General features: G+C 53.6%; 23 protein-coding genes. 8 read left to right on the plus strand and 15 right to left on the minus strand.

The features are described from left to right. Positions 1–38: 38 nt before the first annotated feature. From hpf to E2L00_RS19385, 8 genes are all read right to left on the minus strand, one after another. On the minus strand, positions 39–326 hold the full coding sequence (gene hpf / locus E2L00_RS19350) for a ribosome hibernation promoting factor (RefSeq protein ID WP_121266403.1): 288 nt from the start codon (positions 324–326) through the stop codon (positions 39–41). Between the two features lie 22 nt (positions 327–348). Continuing rightward, the gene (gene rpoN, locus E2L00_RS19355; protein WP_167614577.1) at positions 349–1,782 is read right to left on the minus strand and encodes an RNA polymerase factor sigma-54; all 1,434 of its coding nucleotides are present in this window, start codon (positions 1,780–1,782) and stop codon (positions 349–351) included. Between the two features lie 226 nt (positions 1,783–2,008). After that, positions 2,009–2,734 carry an LPS export ABC transporter ATP-binding protein gene (gene lptB, locus E2L00_RS19360; protein ID WP_167614578.1) on the minus strand — a complete coding sequence of 242 codons (726 nt, stop codon included), beginning with the start codon at positions 2,732–2,734 and terminating at the stop codon, positions 2,009–2,011. A 6-nt stretch (positions 2,735–2,740) separates the two neighbouring features. Then, positions 2,741–3,292 (minus strand): lipopolysaccharide ABC transporter substrate-binding protein LptA, encoded by a 552-nt coding sequence (gene lptA, locus E2L00_RS19365; RefSeq protein ID WP_167614579.1) that lies wholly within the window; start codon positions 3,290–3,292, stop codon positions 2,741–2,743. Beyond that, positions 3,261–3,836, minus strand: coding sequence for an LPS export ABC transporter periplasmic protein LptC (lptC, locus tag E2L00_RS19370; RefSeq protein WP_167614580.1), 576 nt, complete (start codon positions 3,834–3,836; stop codon positions 3,261–3,263). Before lptC ends, lptA begins: the two co-directional genes overlap by 32 nt. Then, complete coding sequence (kdsC, locus tag E2L00_RS19375; protein WP_167614581.1) at positions 3,833–4,399, minus strand: 3-deoxy-manno-octulosonate-8-phosphatase KdsC; 567 nt, start codon at positions 4,397–4,399, stop codon at positions 3,833–3,835. The genes lptC and kdsC overlap by 4 nt, the downstream gene beginning before the upstream one ends. A gap of 16 nt (positions 4,400–4,415) precedes the next feature. Beyond that, positions 4,416–5,402, minus strand: a complete 987-nt coding sequence (kdsD, locus tag E2L00_RS19380) for an arabinose-5-phosphate isomerase KdsD (RefSeq protein WP_167614582.1) — start codon at positions 5,400–5,402, stop codon at positions 4,416–4,418. Positions 5,403–5,418: 16 nt separating this feature from the next. Further along, a complete protein-coding gene (locus E2L00_RS19385; RefSeq protein WP_167614583.1) occupies positions 5,419–6,396 on the minus strand; it encodes a calcium/sodium antiporter in 978 nt (325 codons plus the stop codon). Positions 6,397–6,625: 229 nt separating this feature from the next. Here E2L00_RS19385 and mlaF point away from each other — a divergent pair, with 229 nt between their 5' ends. From mlaF to murA, 7 genes are all read left to right on the plus strand, one after another. Continuing rightward, positions 6,626–7,441: a phospholipid ABC transporter ATP-binding protein MlaF gene (gene mlaF, locus E2L00_RS19390; protein WP_167614629.1), complete on the plus strand. Its 816-nt coding sequence runs from the start codon at positions 6,626–6,628 to the stop codon at positions 7,439–7,441. Between the two features lie 5 nt (positions 7,442–7,446). Next, positions 7,447–8,229 carry a lipid asymmetry maintenance ABC transporter permease subunit MlaE gene (mlaE, locus tag E2L00_RS19395; protein WP_167614584.1) on the plus strand — a complete coding sequence of 261 codons (783 nt, stop codon included), beginning with the start codon at positions 7,447–7,449 and terminating at the stop codon, positions 8,227–8,229. Between the two features lie 4 nt (positions 8,230–8,233). Beyond that, positions 8,234–8,785: an outer membrane lipid asymmetry maintenance protein MlaD gene (gene mlaD, locus E2L00_RS19400; RefSeq protein WP_167614585.1), complete on the plus strand. Its 552-nt coding sequence runs from the start codon at positions 8,234–8,236 to the stop codon at positions 8,783–8,785. 18 nt (positions 8,786–8,803) lie between these two features. Then, positions 8,804–9,433: a phospholipid-binding protein MlaC gene (gene mlaC / locus E2L00_RS19405; RefSeq protein ID WP_167614586.1), complete on the plus strand. Its 630-nt coding sequence runs from the start codon at positions 8,804–8,806 to the stop codon at positions 9,431–9,433. After that, entirely contained in the window at positions 9,433–9,735 is a 303-nt protein-coding gene (gene mlaB, locus E2L00_RS19410) for a lipid asymmetry maintenance protein MlaB (protein ID WP_167614587.1), read from the plus strand. Before mlaC ends, mlaB begins: the two co-directional genes overlap by 1 nt. Positions 9,736–9,860: 125 nt before the next feature. Further along, the gene (gene ibaG, locus E2L00_RS19415) at positions 9,861–10,115 is read left to right on the plus strand and encodes a BolA family iron metabolism protein IbaG (protein ID WP_167614588.1); all 255 of its coding nucleotides are present in this window, start codon (positions 9,861–9,863) and stop codon (positions 10,113–10,115) included. 53 nt (positions 10,116–10,168) lie between these two features. Next, positions 10,169–11,440: a UDP-N-acetylglucosamine 1-carboxyvinyltransferase gene (murA, locus tag E2L00_RS19420; protein ID WP_167614589.1), complete on the plus strand. Its 1,272-nt coding sequence runs from the start codon at positions 10,169–10,171 to the stop codon at positions 11,438–11,440. 87 nt (positions 11,441–11,527) lie between these two features. On the opposite strand, the gene E2L00_RS19425 is transcribed toward murA, so the two are convergent. Together E2L00_RS19425 and E2L00_RS19430 are read right to left on the minus strand one after the other, a co-directional pair. Then, positions 11,528–11,707, minus strand: a complete 180-nt coding sequence (locus E2L00_RS19425; protein WP_167614590.1) for a hypothetical protein — start codon at positions 11,705–11,707, stop codon at positions 11,528–11,530. A 35-nt stretch (positions 11,708–11,742) separates the two neighbouring features. Continuing rightward, a complete protein-coding gene (locus E2L00_RS19430) occupies positions 11,743–12,444 on the minus strand; it encodes a pirin family protein (protein ID WP_167614591.1) in 702 nt (233 codons plus the stop codon). A gap of 104 nt (positions 12,445–12,548) precedes the next feature. Here E2L00_RS19430 and E2L00_RS19435 point away from each other — a divergent pair, with 104 nt between their 5' ends. Continuing rightward, entirely contained in the window at positions 12,549–13,439 is an 891-nt protein-coding gene (locus E2L00_RS19435; RefSeq protein ID WP_167614592.1) for a LysR family transcriptional regulator, read from the plus strand. Between the two features lie 50 nt (positions 13,440–13,489). Here E2L00_RS19435 and E2L00_RS19440 read toward each other — a convergent pair whose 3' ends face one another. The 5 genes from E2L00_RS19440 to E2L00_RS19460 all read right to left on the minus strand — a co-directional run bounded on the left by E2L00_RS19440 (position 13,490) and on the right by E2L00_RS19460 (position 16,495). After that, positions 13,490–13,873: a DUF805 domain-containing protein gene (locus tag E2L00_RS19440; protein ID WP_167614593.1), complete on the minus strand. Its 384-nt coding sequence runs from the start codon at positions 13,871–13,873 to the stop codon at positions 13,490–13,492. A gap of 101 nt (positions 13,874–13,974) precedes the next feature. Next, positions 13,975–14,967 (minus strand): glutathione S-transferase family protein, encoded by a 993-nt coding sequence (locus tag E2L00_RS19445; RefSeq protein ID WP_167614594.1) that lies wholly within the window; start codon positions 14,965–14,967, stop codon positions 13,975–13,977. A 237-nt stretch (positions 14,968–15,204) separates the two neighbouring features. Next, positions 15,205–15,597, minus strand: a complete 393-nt coding sequence (locus tag E2L00_RS19450) for a DoxX family protein (protein ID WP_167614595.1) — start codon at positions 15,595–15,597, stop codon at positions 15,205–15,207. 212 nt (positions 15,598–15,809) lie between these two features. Further along, a complete protein-coding gene (locus E2L00_RS19455; RefSeq protein ID WP_420808867.1) occupies positions 15,810–16,103 on the minus strand; it encodes a YqjK-like family protein in 294 nt (97 codons plus the stop codon). Beyond that, positions 16,097–16,495 (minus strand): phage holin family protein, encoded by a 399-nt coding sequence (locus E2L00_RS19460; protein ID WP_167614597.1) that lies wholly within the window; start codon positions 16,493–16,495, stop codon positions 16,097–16,099. The genes E2L00_RS19455 and E2L00_RS19460 overlap by 7 nt, the downstream gene beginning before the upstream one ends.

Below are 16,495 nucleotides of genomic sequence, written 5' to 3' on the forward strand. Positions count from 1 at the left end.
ACAACGAGCCGTCGAGGCGTAAACAGATACCTGGATTATCAATGTTGTTTTAGTTTATCTTTATGTTTAGTTAACTGGCGAGCCAGTTTATCGATGAGGCCGTCAATGGCCGCGTACATGTCCTGGCCTTCGGCACTGGCATGTAATTCGCCCCCGTTCACATGCAGCGTAGCATCCGCAAGGTGGGTAACTTTTTCCACTTTTAACACAATGTAGACCTGATTAATGCGTTCGAAGTACTGCTCCAGTTTGGCAAACTTCGCATTCACAAAATCGCGCAGTGCGTCCGTGATCTCGACGTTTTGTCCCGTAATGTTGAGCTGCATAGTGTCTTCCTTATCAGTTGAGTCAGACCAGCTGCTTACGCTGATTTGACGGTGGTATGGATAAAGACTCTCGGTACTTCGCAACGGTGCGGCGTGCCACCATGATGCCCTGATCTGACAGCATAGTCGTTAACTTGCTGTCGCTAAGAGGTTTCACCGGGTTTTCCGCAGCAATTAATTTCTTCACCAGCGCACGTATTGCCGTAGAAGAGGCTTCGCCACCGCTCTCGGTATTCACGTGGCTTGAGAAGAAATATTTCAGTTCAAAAATGCCCCGCGGGCTATGCAGATATTTCTGAGTCGTCACGCGTGAAATGGTGGATTCGTGCATTTCCACCGCCTGCGCAATGTCTGCCAGCACCATCGGCTTCATATGTTCTGCGCCGTGCTCAAAAAAACCTTGCTGCTGTTCGACGATGCAGCGACTGACGCGCAGCAGCGTATCGTTGCGGCTTTCCAGGCTTTTAATCAGCCATTTCGCATCCTGCAGATTGCTGCGGATATACTGCGAATCGCTGTCGCTTCTACTGCTGGTGCCGAGCGCGGCATACTGCTGATTTATTTTCAGGCGTGGAATGCTATCTGAATTGAGCTCAACGGTCCATTGTCCCTGGGCTTTACGCACCAGCACATCCGGGATCACATATTCAGGTTCACCGGTTTGAATGGACTGTCCGGGACGAGGATCCAAAGACTGGATCAGGCACATCGCCTCTTTCAGCACGTCTTCTTTCAGACGCGTGACGCGCATCAGGCTACGAAAGTCGTGATTGGCAAGCAGATCCAGATGTTCGCTGACAATCAGGCGCGCTTCGTTCAGCCACGGCGTCTCTTTAGCGTATTGGGAAAGCTGAATCAAAAGACAGTCGCGCAGATCGCGTGCCGCCACGCCAACGGGATCAAAACGCTGTACGCGTTTGAGCACCGCTTCCACTTCATCAAGGCTCACCTCGTCGTTGCCCATGCTTTCCAGAATTTCTTCAAGCGTGACGGTGAGATAGCCGGTTTCATCAACGGCATCAACGATGGAGGTGGCAATGGCGGTGTCGGTGTCGGTAAAAGGAGTCAGGTCTACCTGCCACATCAGATAGTCCTGAAGTGACTGGGTGGTTTCGCCCTGATAAACGGGAAGCTCGTCGTCGATGTAATCAGTACCGGTGCCGGAAGGGGTGCCTGCGGTGTAAATTTCATCCCAGCTTGCATCCAGCGGAAGCTCGTCAGGCATCTCTTTTTGCTCAAGCGCCTCCCGGGTATCCAGCGCTTCGTTTTCGCGGGTTTCCTGAGTGTCGATCTCTTCATGCAGCTCGGTTTGCTCAAGCAGTGGATTGCTTTCCAGCGCCTGCTGAAGCTCCTGCTGTAACTCCAGCGTCGACAGCTGCAGCAGACGGATGGCCTGTTGCAGTTGCGGAGTCATAGCAAGTTGTTGGCTAAGCCGAAGTTGCAAACCTTGCTTCATATTCAGAGCGAACTTCCTCAGATATATACTCGCCATACTTCAAGCTGCAGGGGCGCTGGCTGCACTCTCACCGGTCACTTACTTAAGTAAGCGGCCGGGATTACTTCCCTTTCCAGGGGCCGCTGTGTGCAGCGTTCAAAATTGCTTACGCAGATTTTGTCATTCTCTTGCCGCCTGGCTGCAACTTGGATTAGTTAGAGTATTCGTATTTATACTGCCTACCCTATCAGAGTCTGAACTCTTCGCCCAGATAGACGCGCTTAACTTGCTCATCTTCCAGGATTTCACCCGGCGTGCCGTGCGCGATTAAATGCCCCTGGTTGACGATATAGGCACGTTCACAAACCGCAAGGGTTTCGCGTACGTTATGGTCCGTAATCAGCACGCCTAGCCCGCTGTCGCGTAAATGCTCGATGATCCGCTTGATGTCGATAACTGAAATGGGATCAACGCCGGCAAAAGGTTCATCCAGCAGAATAAATTTTGGATTGGCGGCTAAAGCCCGGGCGATTTCCACACGACGGCGTTCACCGCCGGACAGCGACTGACCGAGGTTGTTACGCAAATGCTCAATGTGGAACTCTTCCATCAGTTCGTTCGCACGATCTTCACGCTGCTCTGTGCTCAGATCGTCGCGGATTTGCAGCACCGCCATCAGGTTATCAAACACGCTCAGACGACGGAAAATCGAAGCTTCCTGAGGCAGGTAGCCGATACCCCGACGCGCACGGGCGTGAAGCGGCAATATGCTGATATCTTCATCGTCAATGATGATGTTGCCCGCATCACGCGGCACAATGCCAACGACCATATAGAACGTCGTGGTTTTACCCGCGCCGTTGGGTCCGAGCAGGCCGACAATTTCGCCGGATTTAACGGTCAGACTAACGTCTTCCACCACACGACGGCCCTTATAGGCCTTGGCGAGGTTTTTCGCGATTAAAGTTGCCATAACGAATCAGTTGCTCTTTTTGGGTGCCGTTGCCTGGCCATTTTTATTCTGCAATTGTGAAGGCACCAGAATGGTGGTCACGCGCTTACCTTTCTCGCTAAAGGCCTGCATTTTTTGCTCTTTGACCAGATAAGTAATTTTGTCGCCTTTGATATTGCTGTCGAGCTGTTCCAGGAACGCATCGCCGGTCAACACCACAAAGTCGTTCTGCAATTCATAATGCATGGTGGAGGCGTGGCCTTTTACCGGCTTGCCGCTGTCCTGCATCTGATAAAACGTGGCTGGCTTACCAAAGCCGTCGATAACCTCTTTACCCTGTTCACCGCCAGGGCGGGTCACCACGACTTTATCGGCGTTGATCTTGATGCTGCCCTGCGTAACAACAACGTTGCCGGTGAAGGTAACGACGTTGCCCTGCATATCCAGCGACTGCTGATCTGATTCAATATGAATAGGCTTCTCTGTATCACCGGTCAGCGCAAAGGCCGAAAAGCTGGCTGCCAAAAGCGTACTGGTTAATACCAGGTTACGGCTGAGATTGTTTATTCTGGATTTCATAGGATGTTCTAACCTTTTCAATCAGCTCGGCATTTTTGCTGCGTAAGTTTCCGCGCATTTTCAGGCCGCTGGAGTTAAAGCTGGTACCGTACAGCGTCACCAAATCATCGGACGCAACATCCTGAGTGATGAGGTTAACCTGCGCATTGTCTGTGGTAATTTTGCGTAGCTGCGAATCGGGAGTCAGAGCTGTGAGAACAACGTTCCCATACAGATACAGCATGCGATCATTAGTTAGTTTGGCGCGATCTGCCCGTAATGACCAGGTCGCAACTTTATTTTCATCGTACTGCGTCATTACCGGGTTGGTGAACCACGAAATGGCCGCTTCAGAAAAATATTCAACGTGTTCTGCCACCAGACGATAATTCAACGCTCCTTGCGGGTCATAGACTATCGTCGTGGAATGTTCGCTTTTATAGGTTGGCTCGTTATTGTTCACGGAGACCGGCGCAACGATGTCTTTATCGGCCAGGTTTATGCCGATCAGCACCAGTGCTGCAAGCGACAGCAGGATGATAAACCAACGCCTTGTTTTACTCATATGGATAGCCCTTTGGCCTCATCAAGCTTTCCTTGCGCCAGTAATAACAGGTCACAGACTTCGCGTACGGCGCCGCGTCCGCCGTTGATGCGGGTAACGTAATCCGCACGCGGCGTCAGCAGCGGATGCGCATCGGCAACGGCGACGCCGAGCCCGCACTCCGCCATCACCGGCCAGTCGATAAGGTCGTCACCGACATACGCTACCTGTTCTGGCCGCAGGGCGAGTTTATGCAGCAGATCGCGAAAAGCCAGCAGCTTATCCGATTGGCCCTGATAAAGATGGCTGATGCCTAACGTTGCACAGCGGTCTTCGAGCAGCTTTGCCTTGCGACCGGTAATAATAGCGATTTCAATTCCGGAGGTGAGGGCGCAACGAATACCGTAGCCGTCACGCACGTTAAAAGCCTTCAGTTCTTCGCCGCTGTTGCCCATATAGATCAGGCCGTCTGACATAACGCCGTCGACATCCAGAATAAGCAGGCGCACGTTTGCTGCCCGCGCCATCACGCGCGCGCTCACGGGCCCATAGCAGGTATCGAGCGGCGCTTCATGGTTACTCATTAATTCTAATCCTTTGTTAAACCACGCCTGCGCGCAGCATGTCGTGCATATGTACCACACCGAGCAGCTGGTCGCCATCGGCAACCAGCACTGAAGTAATATGGCGTGACTGCATCAGGTTTAAAGCATCTACCGCGAGCGTTCCTGGACGGACGCGAATACCGCCTGTGGTCATCACATCTGCAATGTTGAGGGTGTGCAAATCGACGCCCATATCAAAGACGCGGCGCAGGTCGCCATCGGTAAAGATGCCTTCGATTTTCATCAGGTCGTTACAGATAACCGTCATGCCCATATTTTTACGGGTAATTTCCAGCAACGCATCGCGCAGCGACGCCTCTTTGCTGACATGCGGGATCTCATCGCCGGTGTGCATGATATCGTTGACGCGTAATAACAGTTTACGTCCCAGCGCGCCGCCAGGATGCGAAAGCGCGAAATCCTGTTGGGTAAAGCCGCGTGCTTTCAGCAGCGCGACCGCCAGCGCATCGCCCATCACCAGCGTGGCCGTAGTGCTGGTGGTAGGGGCCAGACCCAGCGGGCAGGCTTCCTGGGGAACTTTGATGCAAAGATGGATATCGGCGGCGCGGCCCATGGCGCTTTCAGGACGGCCCGTCATACAAATCAGCGGCACCTGAAGGCGCTTAAGCACGGGAATCAGCGCCAGAATTTCGTTGGACTCGCCGGAATTGGAAATGGCGATGACCACGTCCTGCGCGGTAACCATACCCAGATCGCCGTGGCTTGCTTCACCAGGATGAACAAAAAAGGCGGGCGTACCGGTGCTGGCAAAAGTCGCCGCCATTTTTTTACCGATATGGCCTGATTTACCCATTCCCATGACGACAACTTTGCCTGAGCAATAGAAAATCTTTTCGCAGGCCAGGGAGAAGTCTGCATTGATGTATTGATCAAGCTGCGCCAGGCCTTCACGTTCAATATTCAGGACGTCCTTGCCTGCCTGTTGAAAGTCAAAACCCGGCTGTAAATCTACATGTGACATATTTTCCGTTTCCGCTTTATCCAACGACCGGTGATGCCACAAACCATAGCATCACTATCCATACGATGAACCCACATGTTAACAGAGCGCCCGCCGCCTTGCCGATAGAGCGAGGCCTGCGCCAGCAAAGTAATGTGAAAATGGCACTTACCGCTAACATTACCCAGTAATCCCGCGCGAAGGCCAGAGGGTCAATATCGCCCGGGGCGATAAGAGCCGGGATACCCAACACAAAAACAATATTGAAAATATTCGAACCAATGATATTGCCGATGGCAATGTCATCTTCACCTTTTCGCGCGCCCGCGATAGTGGTCGCCAGTTCCGGAAGGCTGGTGCCGACGGAGATAATCGTCAGGCCAATAACCAGCTCGCTTACGCCGAAGAAATTCGCAAGCACGGTGGCATTGTCGATAACCATGCGTGTCGCCATAGGCAAAACGATAAGCGACACCGCAAGCCACAGATACGCCACGGAGCGGCTGCCTTCGCGCGGTAATTCGGCCATTTGTTCCCGCGTCAGGCTGTCGTCTCCTTGCCGCTCGGCCAGGCGCGCGATCTTCACAATAAACAGCAGGTACAACACGGCCATCGCGATAAGCAGCAGGCCTTCGATTCGGCTGAGCCGATTATCAAAAATGAAAAATCCAGCCACTACGCTCAGAATTAACATTAGGGGTAATTCGCGCCGCAGGATATCGGAATTCACGGTAAAGGGGTGTAAAAGCGCCGCGAGCCCGAGTATCAGCATGATGTTAGTTATATTGGAGCCCAGCGCGGTACCGATCGCTAAATCCTGCTGGCCGTGCAGCGCTGCGGAGCCTGCAACTATTATCTCCGGCAGAGAGGTGCCGATACTCACAACGGTCATGCCGATAATTAACGGCGGGACCCCAAAATTGCGGCAAAGTAGAGAAGCGGCAAACACCAGGCGGTCAGCACCATAGACCACCAGAAGTAAACCGATAATTAACAGAGCCGTAGCTAACAGCATGCAAAATCCTTTATTAAGGTATAATCGCCGGTCCTGGCCTGGAAAATGCCGGCTTGCGTACAGATCTGAAGAGCGTGGCAATCATTCTTAATTCTGACTTTATGCGTCCGAAAAGTAAAACAAATGCCTGCTTTCGCTAAGTGCCGCAGGTAATATTCTGTAAAAATGACGGGTTTCCGCTGTGTTTTAACACCAAGCTTTATCAACAGACTCTTTAAAAGGAAGGATGATGAGCCAGACCGCGACGAATCTGGTCGACATCCGCGGGGTGAGTTTTTCCCGTGGCGATCGGCGCATTTTCGACAATATCTCTCTGACCGTACCGCGGGGCAAGATCACTGCTATTATGGGGCCTTCCGGGATAGGGAAGACCACATTGCTGCGTCTGATCGGCGGCCAAATCCCACCGGATAGCGGCGAAATTCTGTTTGATGGTGAAAACGTTCCGGCTATGTCACGCTCGCGGCTATTTACCGTGCGTAAGCGCATGAGCATGCTGTTCCAGTCCGGCGCGCTGTTCACCGATTTCAACGTTTTTGAAAACGTCGCCTATCCGCTGCGCGAGCATCGCCGCCTGCCGGAGCCGCTGTTGCGCAGCACGGTAATGATGAAACTTGAAGCGGTTGGCCTGCGTGGCGCGGCGAAGCTGATGCCTTCTGAACTCTCCGGTGGGATGGCTCGTCGTGCGGCGCTGGCCCGTGCTATTGCGCTGGAGCCGGACCTCATCATGTTCGATGAGCCATTTGTTGGCCAGGACCCTATTACCATGGGCGTGCTGGTAAAATTAATCTCAGAACTGAACAGCGCGCTGGGTGTGACCTGTATCGTGGTTTCCCACGATGTCCCGGAAGTGTTGAGTATCGCTGATTACGCCTACATCGCCGCCGATCGGCATATCGTGGCTGAAGGCAGCCCTGAAGCGCTGCGTGAGAATCAGGATCCGCGCGTGCGCCAGTTCCTTGACGGTATCGCGGACGGCCCCGTGCCATTCCGTTATCCCGCAGCGGACTATCAACACGATCTACTATCAGAAACAGGGAGTTAGCGGAAATGCTCTTTAATGCACTGGCATCGTTCGGACGACGCGGCTTAAAAACCTGCGCCTCGTTTGGCCGGGCCGGGTTGATGCTCTTTAATGCGCTGGTAGGGAAACCGGAATTCCGTAAACACGCGCCGCTGCTGATGCGTCAGCTCTATAACGTTGGCGTCCTGTCGATGTTAATTATTATCGTCTCCGGCCTGTTTATCGGTATGGTGCTCGGCCTGCAGGGCTATCTGGTGCTGACCACCTATAGCGCGGAGTCAAGCCTTGGCATGCTAGTGGCGCTCTCGCTGCTGCGCGAGCTGGGGCCGGTGGTTGCCGCATTGCTCTTTGCCGGGCGGGCCGGTTCCGCCTTAACCGCTGAAATCGGCCTGATGAAAGCGACTGAGCAGCTCTCCAGCATGGAGATGATGGCCGTCGACCCGCTACGCCGCGTCGTATCGCCGCGTTTTTGGGCCGGCGTTATTTCGCTGCCGCTGCTTACGCTGATCTTCGTTGCCATCGGCGTCTGGGGCGGGTCGCTGGTTGGGGTGAACTGGAAGGGTATTGATTCTGGCTTCTTCTGGTCTGCCATGCAGAACGCCGTTAACTGGCGTCTCGATTTAGTTAACTGTGTCATTAAAAGCGTGGTATTTGCCATTACCGTAACGTGGATTGCGTTATTTAATGGTTACGATGCTATTCCGACGTCCGCAGGGATTAGCCGGGCAACGACACGTACCGTTGTGCACGCTTCTCTGGCCGTTCTTGGCCTTGATTTTGTGCTCACAGCACTGATGTTTGGGAATTGAGTTCATGCAAACAAAGAAATTTGAAATTTGGGTTGGGGCGTTCTTACTGGTGGCGCTGGTCGCGGTTATCTTCCTGTGCCTGAAAGTCGCTAACGTTACCTCGCTGCGCAGCGAACCGACCTATCGTGTATACGCCACCTTCGACAATATTGGCGGGCTAAAAGTCAGTTCTCCGGTTCGTCTGGGCGGCGTGGTCATTGGTCGCGTGGATGATATCTCGCTTGATGAGAAAACCTACCTGCCGCGCGTCACGATGGAAATCGAGCAACGCTACGACCACATCCCGGACACCAGTTCGCTGGCGATTCGCACCTCCGGCCTGCTGGGCGAGCAATATCTTGCGATGAATCTTGGTTTTGACGACCCGGAACTGGGCTCGTCTATCCTTAAAGATGGCGGCACCATTCAGGATACGAAATCAGCCCTGGTGCTTGAAGACCTGATCGGCCAGTTCCTGTATAAGAGCGGCAACGGCGATAAGCAGAATGCCGGGGATACCCATCCGGCGCCCGCTGAGAATAATGAAGCAGCGCCGCAGTCAGGCACGACGAACTAATCAAAGAGGATATTATGTATGTTTAAACGTCTTGTGATGATCGCCATGCTGGTGATTGCGCCGTTGGCGATGGCGGCAGACCAAAGCAACCCTTACAAGCAGATGGAAGAGGCGGCGCAAAAAACATTTGACCGTCTGAAAAACGAACAGCCTAAAATTCGTCAAAACCCGAACTATCTGCGTGACATTGTAGGCCAGGAACTTCTGCCATATGTGCAGATAAAATATGCAGGCGCGCTGGTTCTGGGCCGCTATTACAAAGAAGCAACGCCGGCTCAGCGTGACGCGTACTTTAAGGCTTTCGAAGAATACCTGAAACAGGCCTATGGCCAGGCGCTGGCTATGTATAACGGTCAGACCTACCAGATTGCGCCGGAACAGCCGCTGGGGAACGCCGATATCGTCGCCATTCGGGTGACGATAGTCGATCCGAACGGCCGTCCGCCGGTGCGTCTGGATTTCCAGTGGCGTAAAAACAGCCAGACCGGTAAGTGGCAGGCTTACGACATGATTGCCGAAGGGATCAGCATGATCACCACCAAGCAAAACGAGTGGAGCGATATTCTGCGCACCAAAGGCATTGACGGCCTGACGGCGCAGCTGAAATCTATCTCCAGGCAGCCGATTACCCTGGAACAGAAAAAGTAATGGCAGAGCAGCTAAGCTGGGAACGTGAAGGCAGCACGCTGGTTCTGGCGGGTGAACTGGACGGCGATACCGTCCATTCTCTTTGGCAGGAGCGGGCGCAGGCGATGGTCGGCGTGCAGGCGTTCAGTCTTGCAAAGCTGACACGCGTGGATACGGCAGGGCTGGCGTTACTTATCCATCTTGTCGCCCTTGTCAGAAAGCAGGGTGGCGAGCCGGTATTGCAAGGCGCGAGCGACAAACTCCAGACGTTGGTCAAACTTTATAACCTGCCGGATGGCCTGTTACCCGCCTTTGCAAGCTAGTGTTTTCATAGCGTTACTCTTCGCGCCCTCGATCTGTTGAGATCGGGGGCTTTTTGCTTATTTAAGCCGACGCCACTTTCCTCTAAGATGTGTGGCTAATTCATTAACCGACGAATATATATCCCATGGAAAATCATGAAATTCAGACAGTGCTGATGAACGCACTGCCCCTCCAGGAAGTCCACGTTTCCGGTGACGGTAGCCACTTTCAAGTGATTGCGGTGGGTGAACTGTTCGGCGAGTTAAGCCGCGTGAAGAAGCAGCAGACGGTTTATGCGCCGCTGATGGAGCTTATCGCCGATAACCGTATTCACGCCGTTTCGATCAAAACCTATACCCCACAAGAGTGGGATCGCGATCGTAAGCTAAATGGTTTTTGAGCAATCCGCCCTGCCGGGTTGTAAAGAGTTGAATTTAATAGAGAGCTGTTGCAATGGATAAATTTCGTGTGCAGGGTCCAACCCGCTTAAGCGGTGAAGTGACGATCTCAGGCGCAAAAAATGCAGCCTTGCCGATCCTCTTCGCAGCGCTGTTGGCTGAAGAGCCGGTTGAGATTCAGAACGTTCCAAAACTGAAAGACATCGATACCACGATGAAGCTGCTCAGCCAGCTGGGAACCAAAGTTGAACGCAATGGCTCCGTGTACATTGATGCCAGCCAGGTCAACATCTTCTGTGCGCCTTATGAGCTGGTGAAAACCATGCGCGCTTCTATCTGGGCGCTGGGTCCGCTGGTGGCGCGTTTCGGTCAGGGCCAGGTTTCTCTGCCGGGCGGCTGCGCCATCGGCGCTCGTCCGGTCGATCTGCATATTACTGGCCTTGAGCAACTGGGCGCGGAGATCAAACTGGAAGAAGGCTACGTTAAAGCTTCCGTCCAGGGTCGTCTGAAAGGCGCACACATCGTGATGGATAAAGTAAGCGTGGGCGCCACCGTGACTATCATGAGCGCCGCAACGCTTGCCGAAGGCACTACCATCATTGAAAACGCCGCACGTGAGCCGGAAATCGTCGATACGGCGAACTTCCTCAACACGCTGGGGGCAAAAATCAGCGGCGCAGGCAGCGATCGCATCACTATCGAAGGCGTTGAGCGTCTGGGCGGCGGCGTTTATCGCGTACTGCCAGACCGCATTGAAACCGGTACTTTCCTGGTGGCGGCGGCTATTTCCGGCGGCAAAATTGTCTGCCATAAAGCCCAGCCGGATACGCTGGATGCGGTGCTGGCGAAGCTGCGCGAAGCGGGTGCCGACATCGAAGTGGGTGAAGACTGGATTAGCCTTGATATGCACGGCAAGCGCCCAAAAGGCGTGACGGTGCGTACCGCTCCGCATCCGGGATTCCCGACGGACATGCAGGCCCAGTTCACGCTGCTGAACCTCGTTGCCGAAGGAACCGGCGTAATCACCGAAACCATCTTCGAAAACCGCTTCATGCACGTGCCTGAGCTTATCCGTATGGGCGCGCATGCTGAAATCGAAAGCAACACGGTTATCTGCCACGGCGTGGAAAAACTCTCCGGCGCGCAGGTCATGGCGACCGATTTACGCGCTTCTGCAAGCCTGGTGCTGGCAGGTTGTATCGCGGAAGGCACGACCGTTGTTGACCGTATCTACCACATCGATCGCGGCTATGAGCGCATTGAAGATAAGCTTCAGGCGCTGGGTGCCAACATTGAACGTGTTAAAGGCAGCGGCGGCGGCGAATAAGCCTGCTCGTTCAGAAAGCAAAAACCGGGGTTTCCCCGGTTTTTTGCTTAAATGAAACCTCTTACTGTCGAAGCAGCGCTGGCATTTTTAAAGGCTGGCTTCTTCTTCGGCCAGCCGCACATCCGCTTCGCTGACAATGGCTTCCAGCTCGCTCAGCATATCGTCGTAGCTCAGTTCAGATTCAACGGCGCTTGTTACCGCAGCCGCTGATGAAGTTGATTGCACCACTTTCTTGCTATGTTTCCTGGTAGTTGCTTTCTTGCTCATTGAATACTCCCGGTTTTAACAGCCCAGACCGTGCTTCAGACGGGCAAATCTATCAGCAATGCACGCAGCGGGGTATCGGCGACCAGCGTAATGTTAGCCTCGTCACGGATAAACGCGCCGTCGCCGCAGGTCAGCCCTTCTTGTTCTTCCGTATGCGTTACGGCATGAACCGTACCGTGAATGGACTGTAAATAGGCGCGCGGTCCGTGCAGCTCAAAGCTCAGCTCTTCGCCTTTTTCCAGCTCAATATGATAGAGCCACACCTGCTGGCGCAGTTGCAGACTCCCTTTACTGCCGTCTGGCGAGGCGATTAACTGCCGGGCCACGTTAGCAATGTCGATTTTTTGCAGCAATGCATTTTCCCGCTCAGGGCAGGCGTCCAGCCAGATTTGCAGGCGAGTCAGCGACTTATCTTTACTGAGGTTATGCTCGCTGTAGCTGATGCCCGGCTGCGTGGAAAGCAGCAGCGCCTCCCCGGCTCTGGCCTGCACGTGATTGCCTTCGCTGTCGCGGTATCCTGCCTCGCCCTCCAGAATCAGATTCAGAATATCGACCTTCGGATAGGTACGCGGCTGGAATGATGCGCCGGGCGCCAATACTTCCTGGTTGAGAACACGCAAAGAGGCATAGCCCAGCAATTTCGGGTCGAAATAATGTCCAAAGGAAAACGTATAGCGCGCCTGCAGCCACCCGTAGTCCGCTTTCCCGCATTGTTTGGCAGTTCTTGGCGTAATCATATTCTTGACCTCTTTTTTCACTCAACCCATGGTAAAGGCCTGGACGATGCATTGTTAGCCAGTTAATCTGCTTGGTATGTTCAAATTTCCTGAATGAGAACGAGATGGCCAGAGAGAGAGCATTGACGCTTGAGGCGTTAAGAGTAATGGACGCAATTGACCGGCGTGGCAGCTTTGCCGCCGCGGCGGATGAGCTGGGGCGCGTTCCCTCAGCGTTAAGTTATACCATGCAAAAATTAGAAGAAGAGCTGGATGTCGTCCTGTTTGACCGTTCGGGTCATCGCACAAAATTCACCAATGTCGGGCGCATGTTGCTTGAGCGTGGCCGCGTGCTGTTGGAAGCGGCTGATAAATTAACGACGGATGCCGAAGCGCTGGCGCGCGGCTGGGAAACTCACCTGACTATCGTCACCGAAGCGCTGGTGCCTACGGCGCGGCTGTTCCCGTTGATTGATAAACTGGCCGATAAAGCTGATACCCAGCTTTCTGTCATCACCGAAGTGCTGGCCGGGGCATGGGAGCGTCTTGAACAGGGTCGCGCGGATATCGTGATCGCACCGGATATGCACTTCCGATCGTCAGCAGAGATTAATTCACGCAAGCTCTACAAGGTGATGAATGTCTATGTCGCCGCACCCGACCATCCTATTCATAGCGAACCGGAACCGCTGTCAGAAGTCACACGCGTGAAATATCGCGGTATTGCGGTGGCGGATACCGCACGCGAACGCCCGGTGTTAACGGTGCAACTGCTGGATAAGCAGCCGCGCCTTACCGTGAGTACCATTGAAGATAAACGTCAGGCGTTGCTGTCAGGGCTTGGCGTGGCAACCATGCCTTACCCGCTGGTGGAGCAGGACATCGCCGAAGGGAGACTGCGCGTGGTCAGCCCCGAATACATCAATGAAATAGACATAATTATGGCGTGGCGACGCGACAGCATGGGTGAAGCGAAAGCCTGGTGCCTGCGTGAGATACCGAAGCTGCTGAAATAGTCAGGATGCTTTCGCCCTCTCGCTGGAGAAAGGGCGAAGTGAGAGGATAATTATTCGCTTACTAACCGTGGTTCCGAAAGCTTCGGATCGCTCCCGAATCGGTTTTCATCCGGCGTACCGTTCTGGCAGTTAAACGCCAGAATGACCAGCCAGCCAACAATCGGAATCAGCAGCAGCAACAGCCACCATGCAGAACGATCGGTGTCGTGCAGACGGCGGAACTGAACGGCCCAGTACGGCAGGAAAATAAGCACGCCGTAAATCGTCGTCAGCGCGCCTTCGTCTTCTGCGATTCGCAGCCCCAATATCTTATCCAGCACGCTTAACACCCCGGTCAATACCAGGTTGACGAGAATAAACATCCAGTATTCTTTACGGCGCGCGCGCCCGCCAAAACCAACATAATTTCGTACTACCTTGAGATACCAATCCATATGCGCCTGCCTTGGTTAAACTTCAATCACTTGATCTTTAAGCGATCTCCTTCAAGAATAGCCGTGAATGGCAGAGACGTAAAACGTCAGTATTATGAATATCAGCCTCTTCTAAAGCGGTCATCGCGTCCATGTGGCTCATCAAGATCCTGCGCAGGACCGATGGAGACGATCCCGGTCGGATTGATGTTTTTGTGGCTGCGATAATAGTGGTTACGAATATGCAGCAGGTTGACGGTTTCCGCGACGCCAGGCGTCTGGTAAATATCCCGCAGGAAGCCATACAGATTCGGATAATCGCTGATGCGGTGTTTGTCGCATTTAAAATGCGTAACGTAAACCGGATCGAAGCGCAAAAGCGTGGTCCACAGGCGAATATCTGCTTCGGTCAGGCGGTTGCCGGTAAGGTAACGATGTTTATCGAGGATCTGCTCCAGGCGCGCCAGCGACGCAAACACTTTTCTCACGGCTTCATCATAGGCTTCTTGCGTGGTGGAAAAGCCGGTTTTGTATACGCCGTTATTTACACTGTCATAAATCCAGCCGTTAAGCTCATCAATCTGGTCGCGTAGCTCTGGTGGATAGTAATCTCCGGCACGGGCTCCCTGCGCATCGAAAGCGGTATTGAGCATGCGGATAATTTCCGCTGATTCATTGCTGACGATGGTCTGCGTTTTCTTATCCCACAGCACGGGAACGGTAACGTGCCCTGTATATTCCGCATCGGCCTGCAGGTAAAGCTGGTAGAGATACTCATGTTGATAAAGCCCGTCGCCGGTGGCACCTGGAAAATCATCGTCGAACGTCCAGCCATCCTGCAGCATCAGGGGATGAACGACAGAAACGGAGATAAAAGATTCCAGCCCCTTCAGAGCGCGCATGATCAGGGTGCGGTGCGCCCACGGGCAGGCGAAAGAGACATAAAGATGATAGCGATCCTTCTCGGCGGCAAAACCACCTTTGCCCGTTGGACCCGGTTCGCCATCGGCGGTCAGCCAGTTGCGGAAGGCGGATTCAGAACGTTTAAAGCGCCCGCCGGTGGATTTGGTGTCATACCAGGTATCGTGCCAGACGCCATTGATTAACTGCCCCATGTTTCTCTCCTTTATGGCATAAAACAAAAAGCGAAGGGGTAGCCTTCGCTTCAGGCCGATAACAAATTATTTGCTGGCGAAGGACTGAAAGATGTCATCCGAAAATTAACAGGAAAATCAACTGATTGATTTTCGGCTGCTAAGCAAAAAGAAGGGAAAACCATGCTTTTTCCTTCTTTTTCAGCAAATCAAGCGAAGGGGTTAACCTTCGCTTGATTGCTATTTAGTATAGAACTCTTACCACTTTTTATTCAGCACGCGGTCAATGCTGTAAGCGCCAGGCCCGAAGATCGCCAGCAGCAGATAGCCGCCCGCGATAGTAAAGTTCTTCATGAACATTACGGAGTTCGGGCCCTGAGCAAAGTCACTGTGGAACAGGAAGGCCGTCAGCAGAGTAAACACCGCGGTAATGATGGCGGTAGTGCGGGTCAGGAAACCGAACAGAATCGCCAGACCGCCGCCGAACTCCAGCAAAATGGTCAGCGGCAGCAGGAAACCCGGCACGCCCATGGCTTCCATGTATTGTTGAGTGCCGGCATAGCCCGTAATTTTGCCCCAGCCTGCCACAATGAACAGAACGGGCATCAGGATACGCGCTAACAGTACGCCAGCATCATCTAATTTTTTCATTTTACTCTCCAATGATTTTTAGTTGGGCGCTATCGGCCCACGGGATTATGTCTTAGCGTTTTCCGGCAGTTACCGGCATCTGCTGTTGTTGGAGAGGATAATAGACGGGGCACAAAAGGATTGTTAGCAAGGAAAACTGTCATTCTCCTTCAAATATATTGAGCAATAATTACGGAGGCAAAAAAATGCCGCCCGGCAGGACGGCATAGCATTTAGTGCGTTTGTTGCGCCACGGTACTGCGTATCAATCGCCAGGCGCTCCAGGCTCCAAATCCGCGTTTGGCCCAGCGCATTAAGAAGCTGGGGTGGCGAACGGTCCAGATAGCCATGATGCTGCTTGCGACTACCGCATAGCTGCGCAGGCTCACCAGCGTATGCCAGCCGCGGTCATAGGCACCCGTCGCTTCCAGCCAGTCACGTTTGCCTGCGCTCAGATCCAGCCTTTGCTGCTGGATACGGCTCAGTAAAAGCGCTTTTCGCTTGTCGAGTTCGCGGTTGCTCATGATTTGTCGTTCTCCAGCAGCTCACGGTCGTTTTCCAGCTCGCGGCGAGTATGGCGCAGCAGCGTTGACTGACGGGATTTGCGGAGCGTCCAGATGCCGCCAATCAGCGCCAGGACCAGCAACACAACCGTGGTGGCGATCATCGCGTTGAGGCGATATTGCGGATCGACCGCCCAGATAATCAGCACCATCAGGCTCATAAGCCCGAAAGCGGCAAAAAGCATGGTTAATCCAAGCATAAGCAGCAGCTGGACGATATGCGCCTTCTCTTCTTCCAGCTCAACCACCGCGAGACGCACCCGAGTTTCCACCATGCCAACGATGACGGTGACCAGACGCTGGCCGATGCCTAGGACCCCTTTACCCGGCCCCTGGGTTTGACGGGAATCAGCCAT

The organism is Cedecea colo, from assembly GCF_011808225.1.
Lineage (GTDB): Bacteria > Pseudomonadota > Gammaproteobacteria > Enterobacterales > Enterobacteriaceae > Dryocola > Dryocola colo.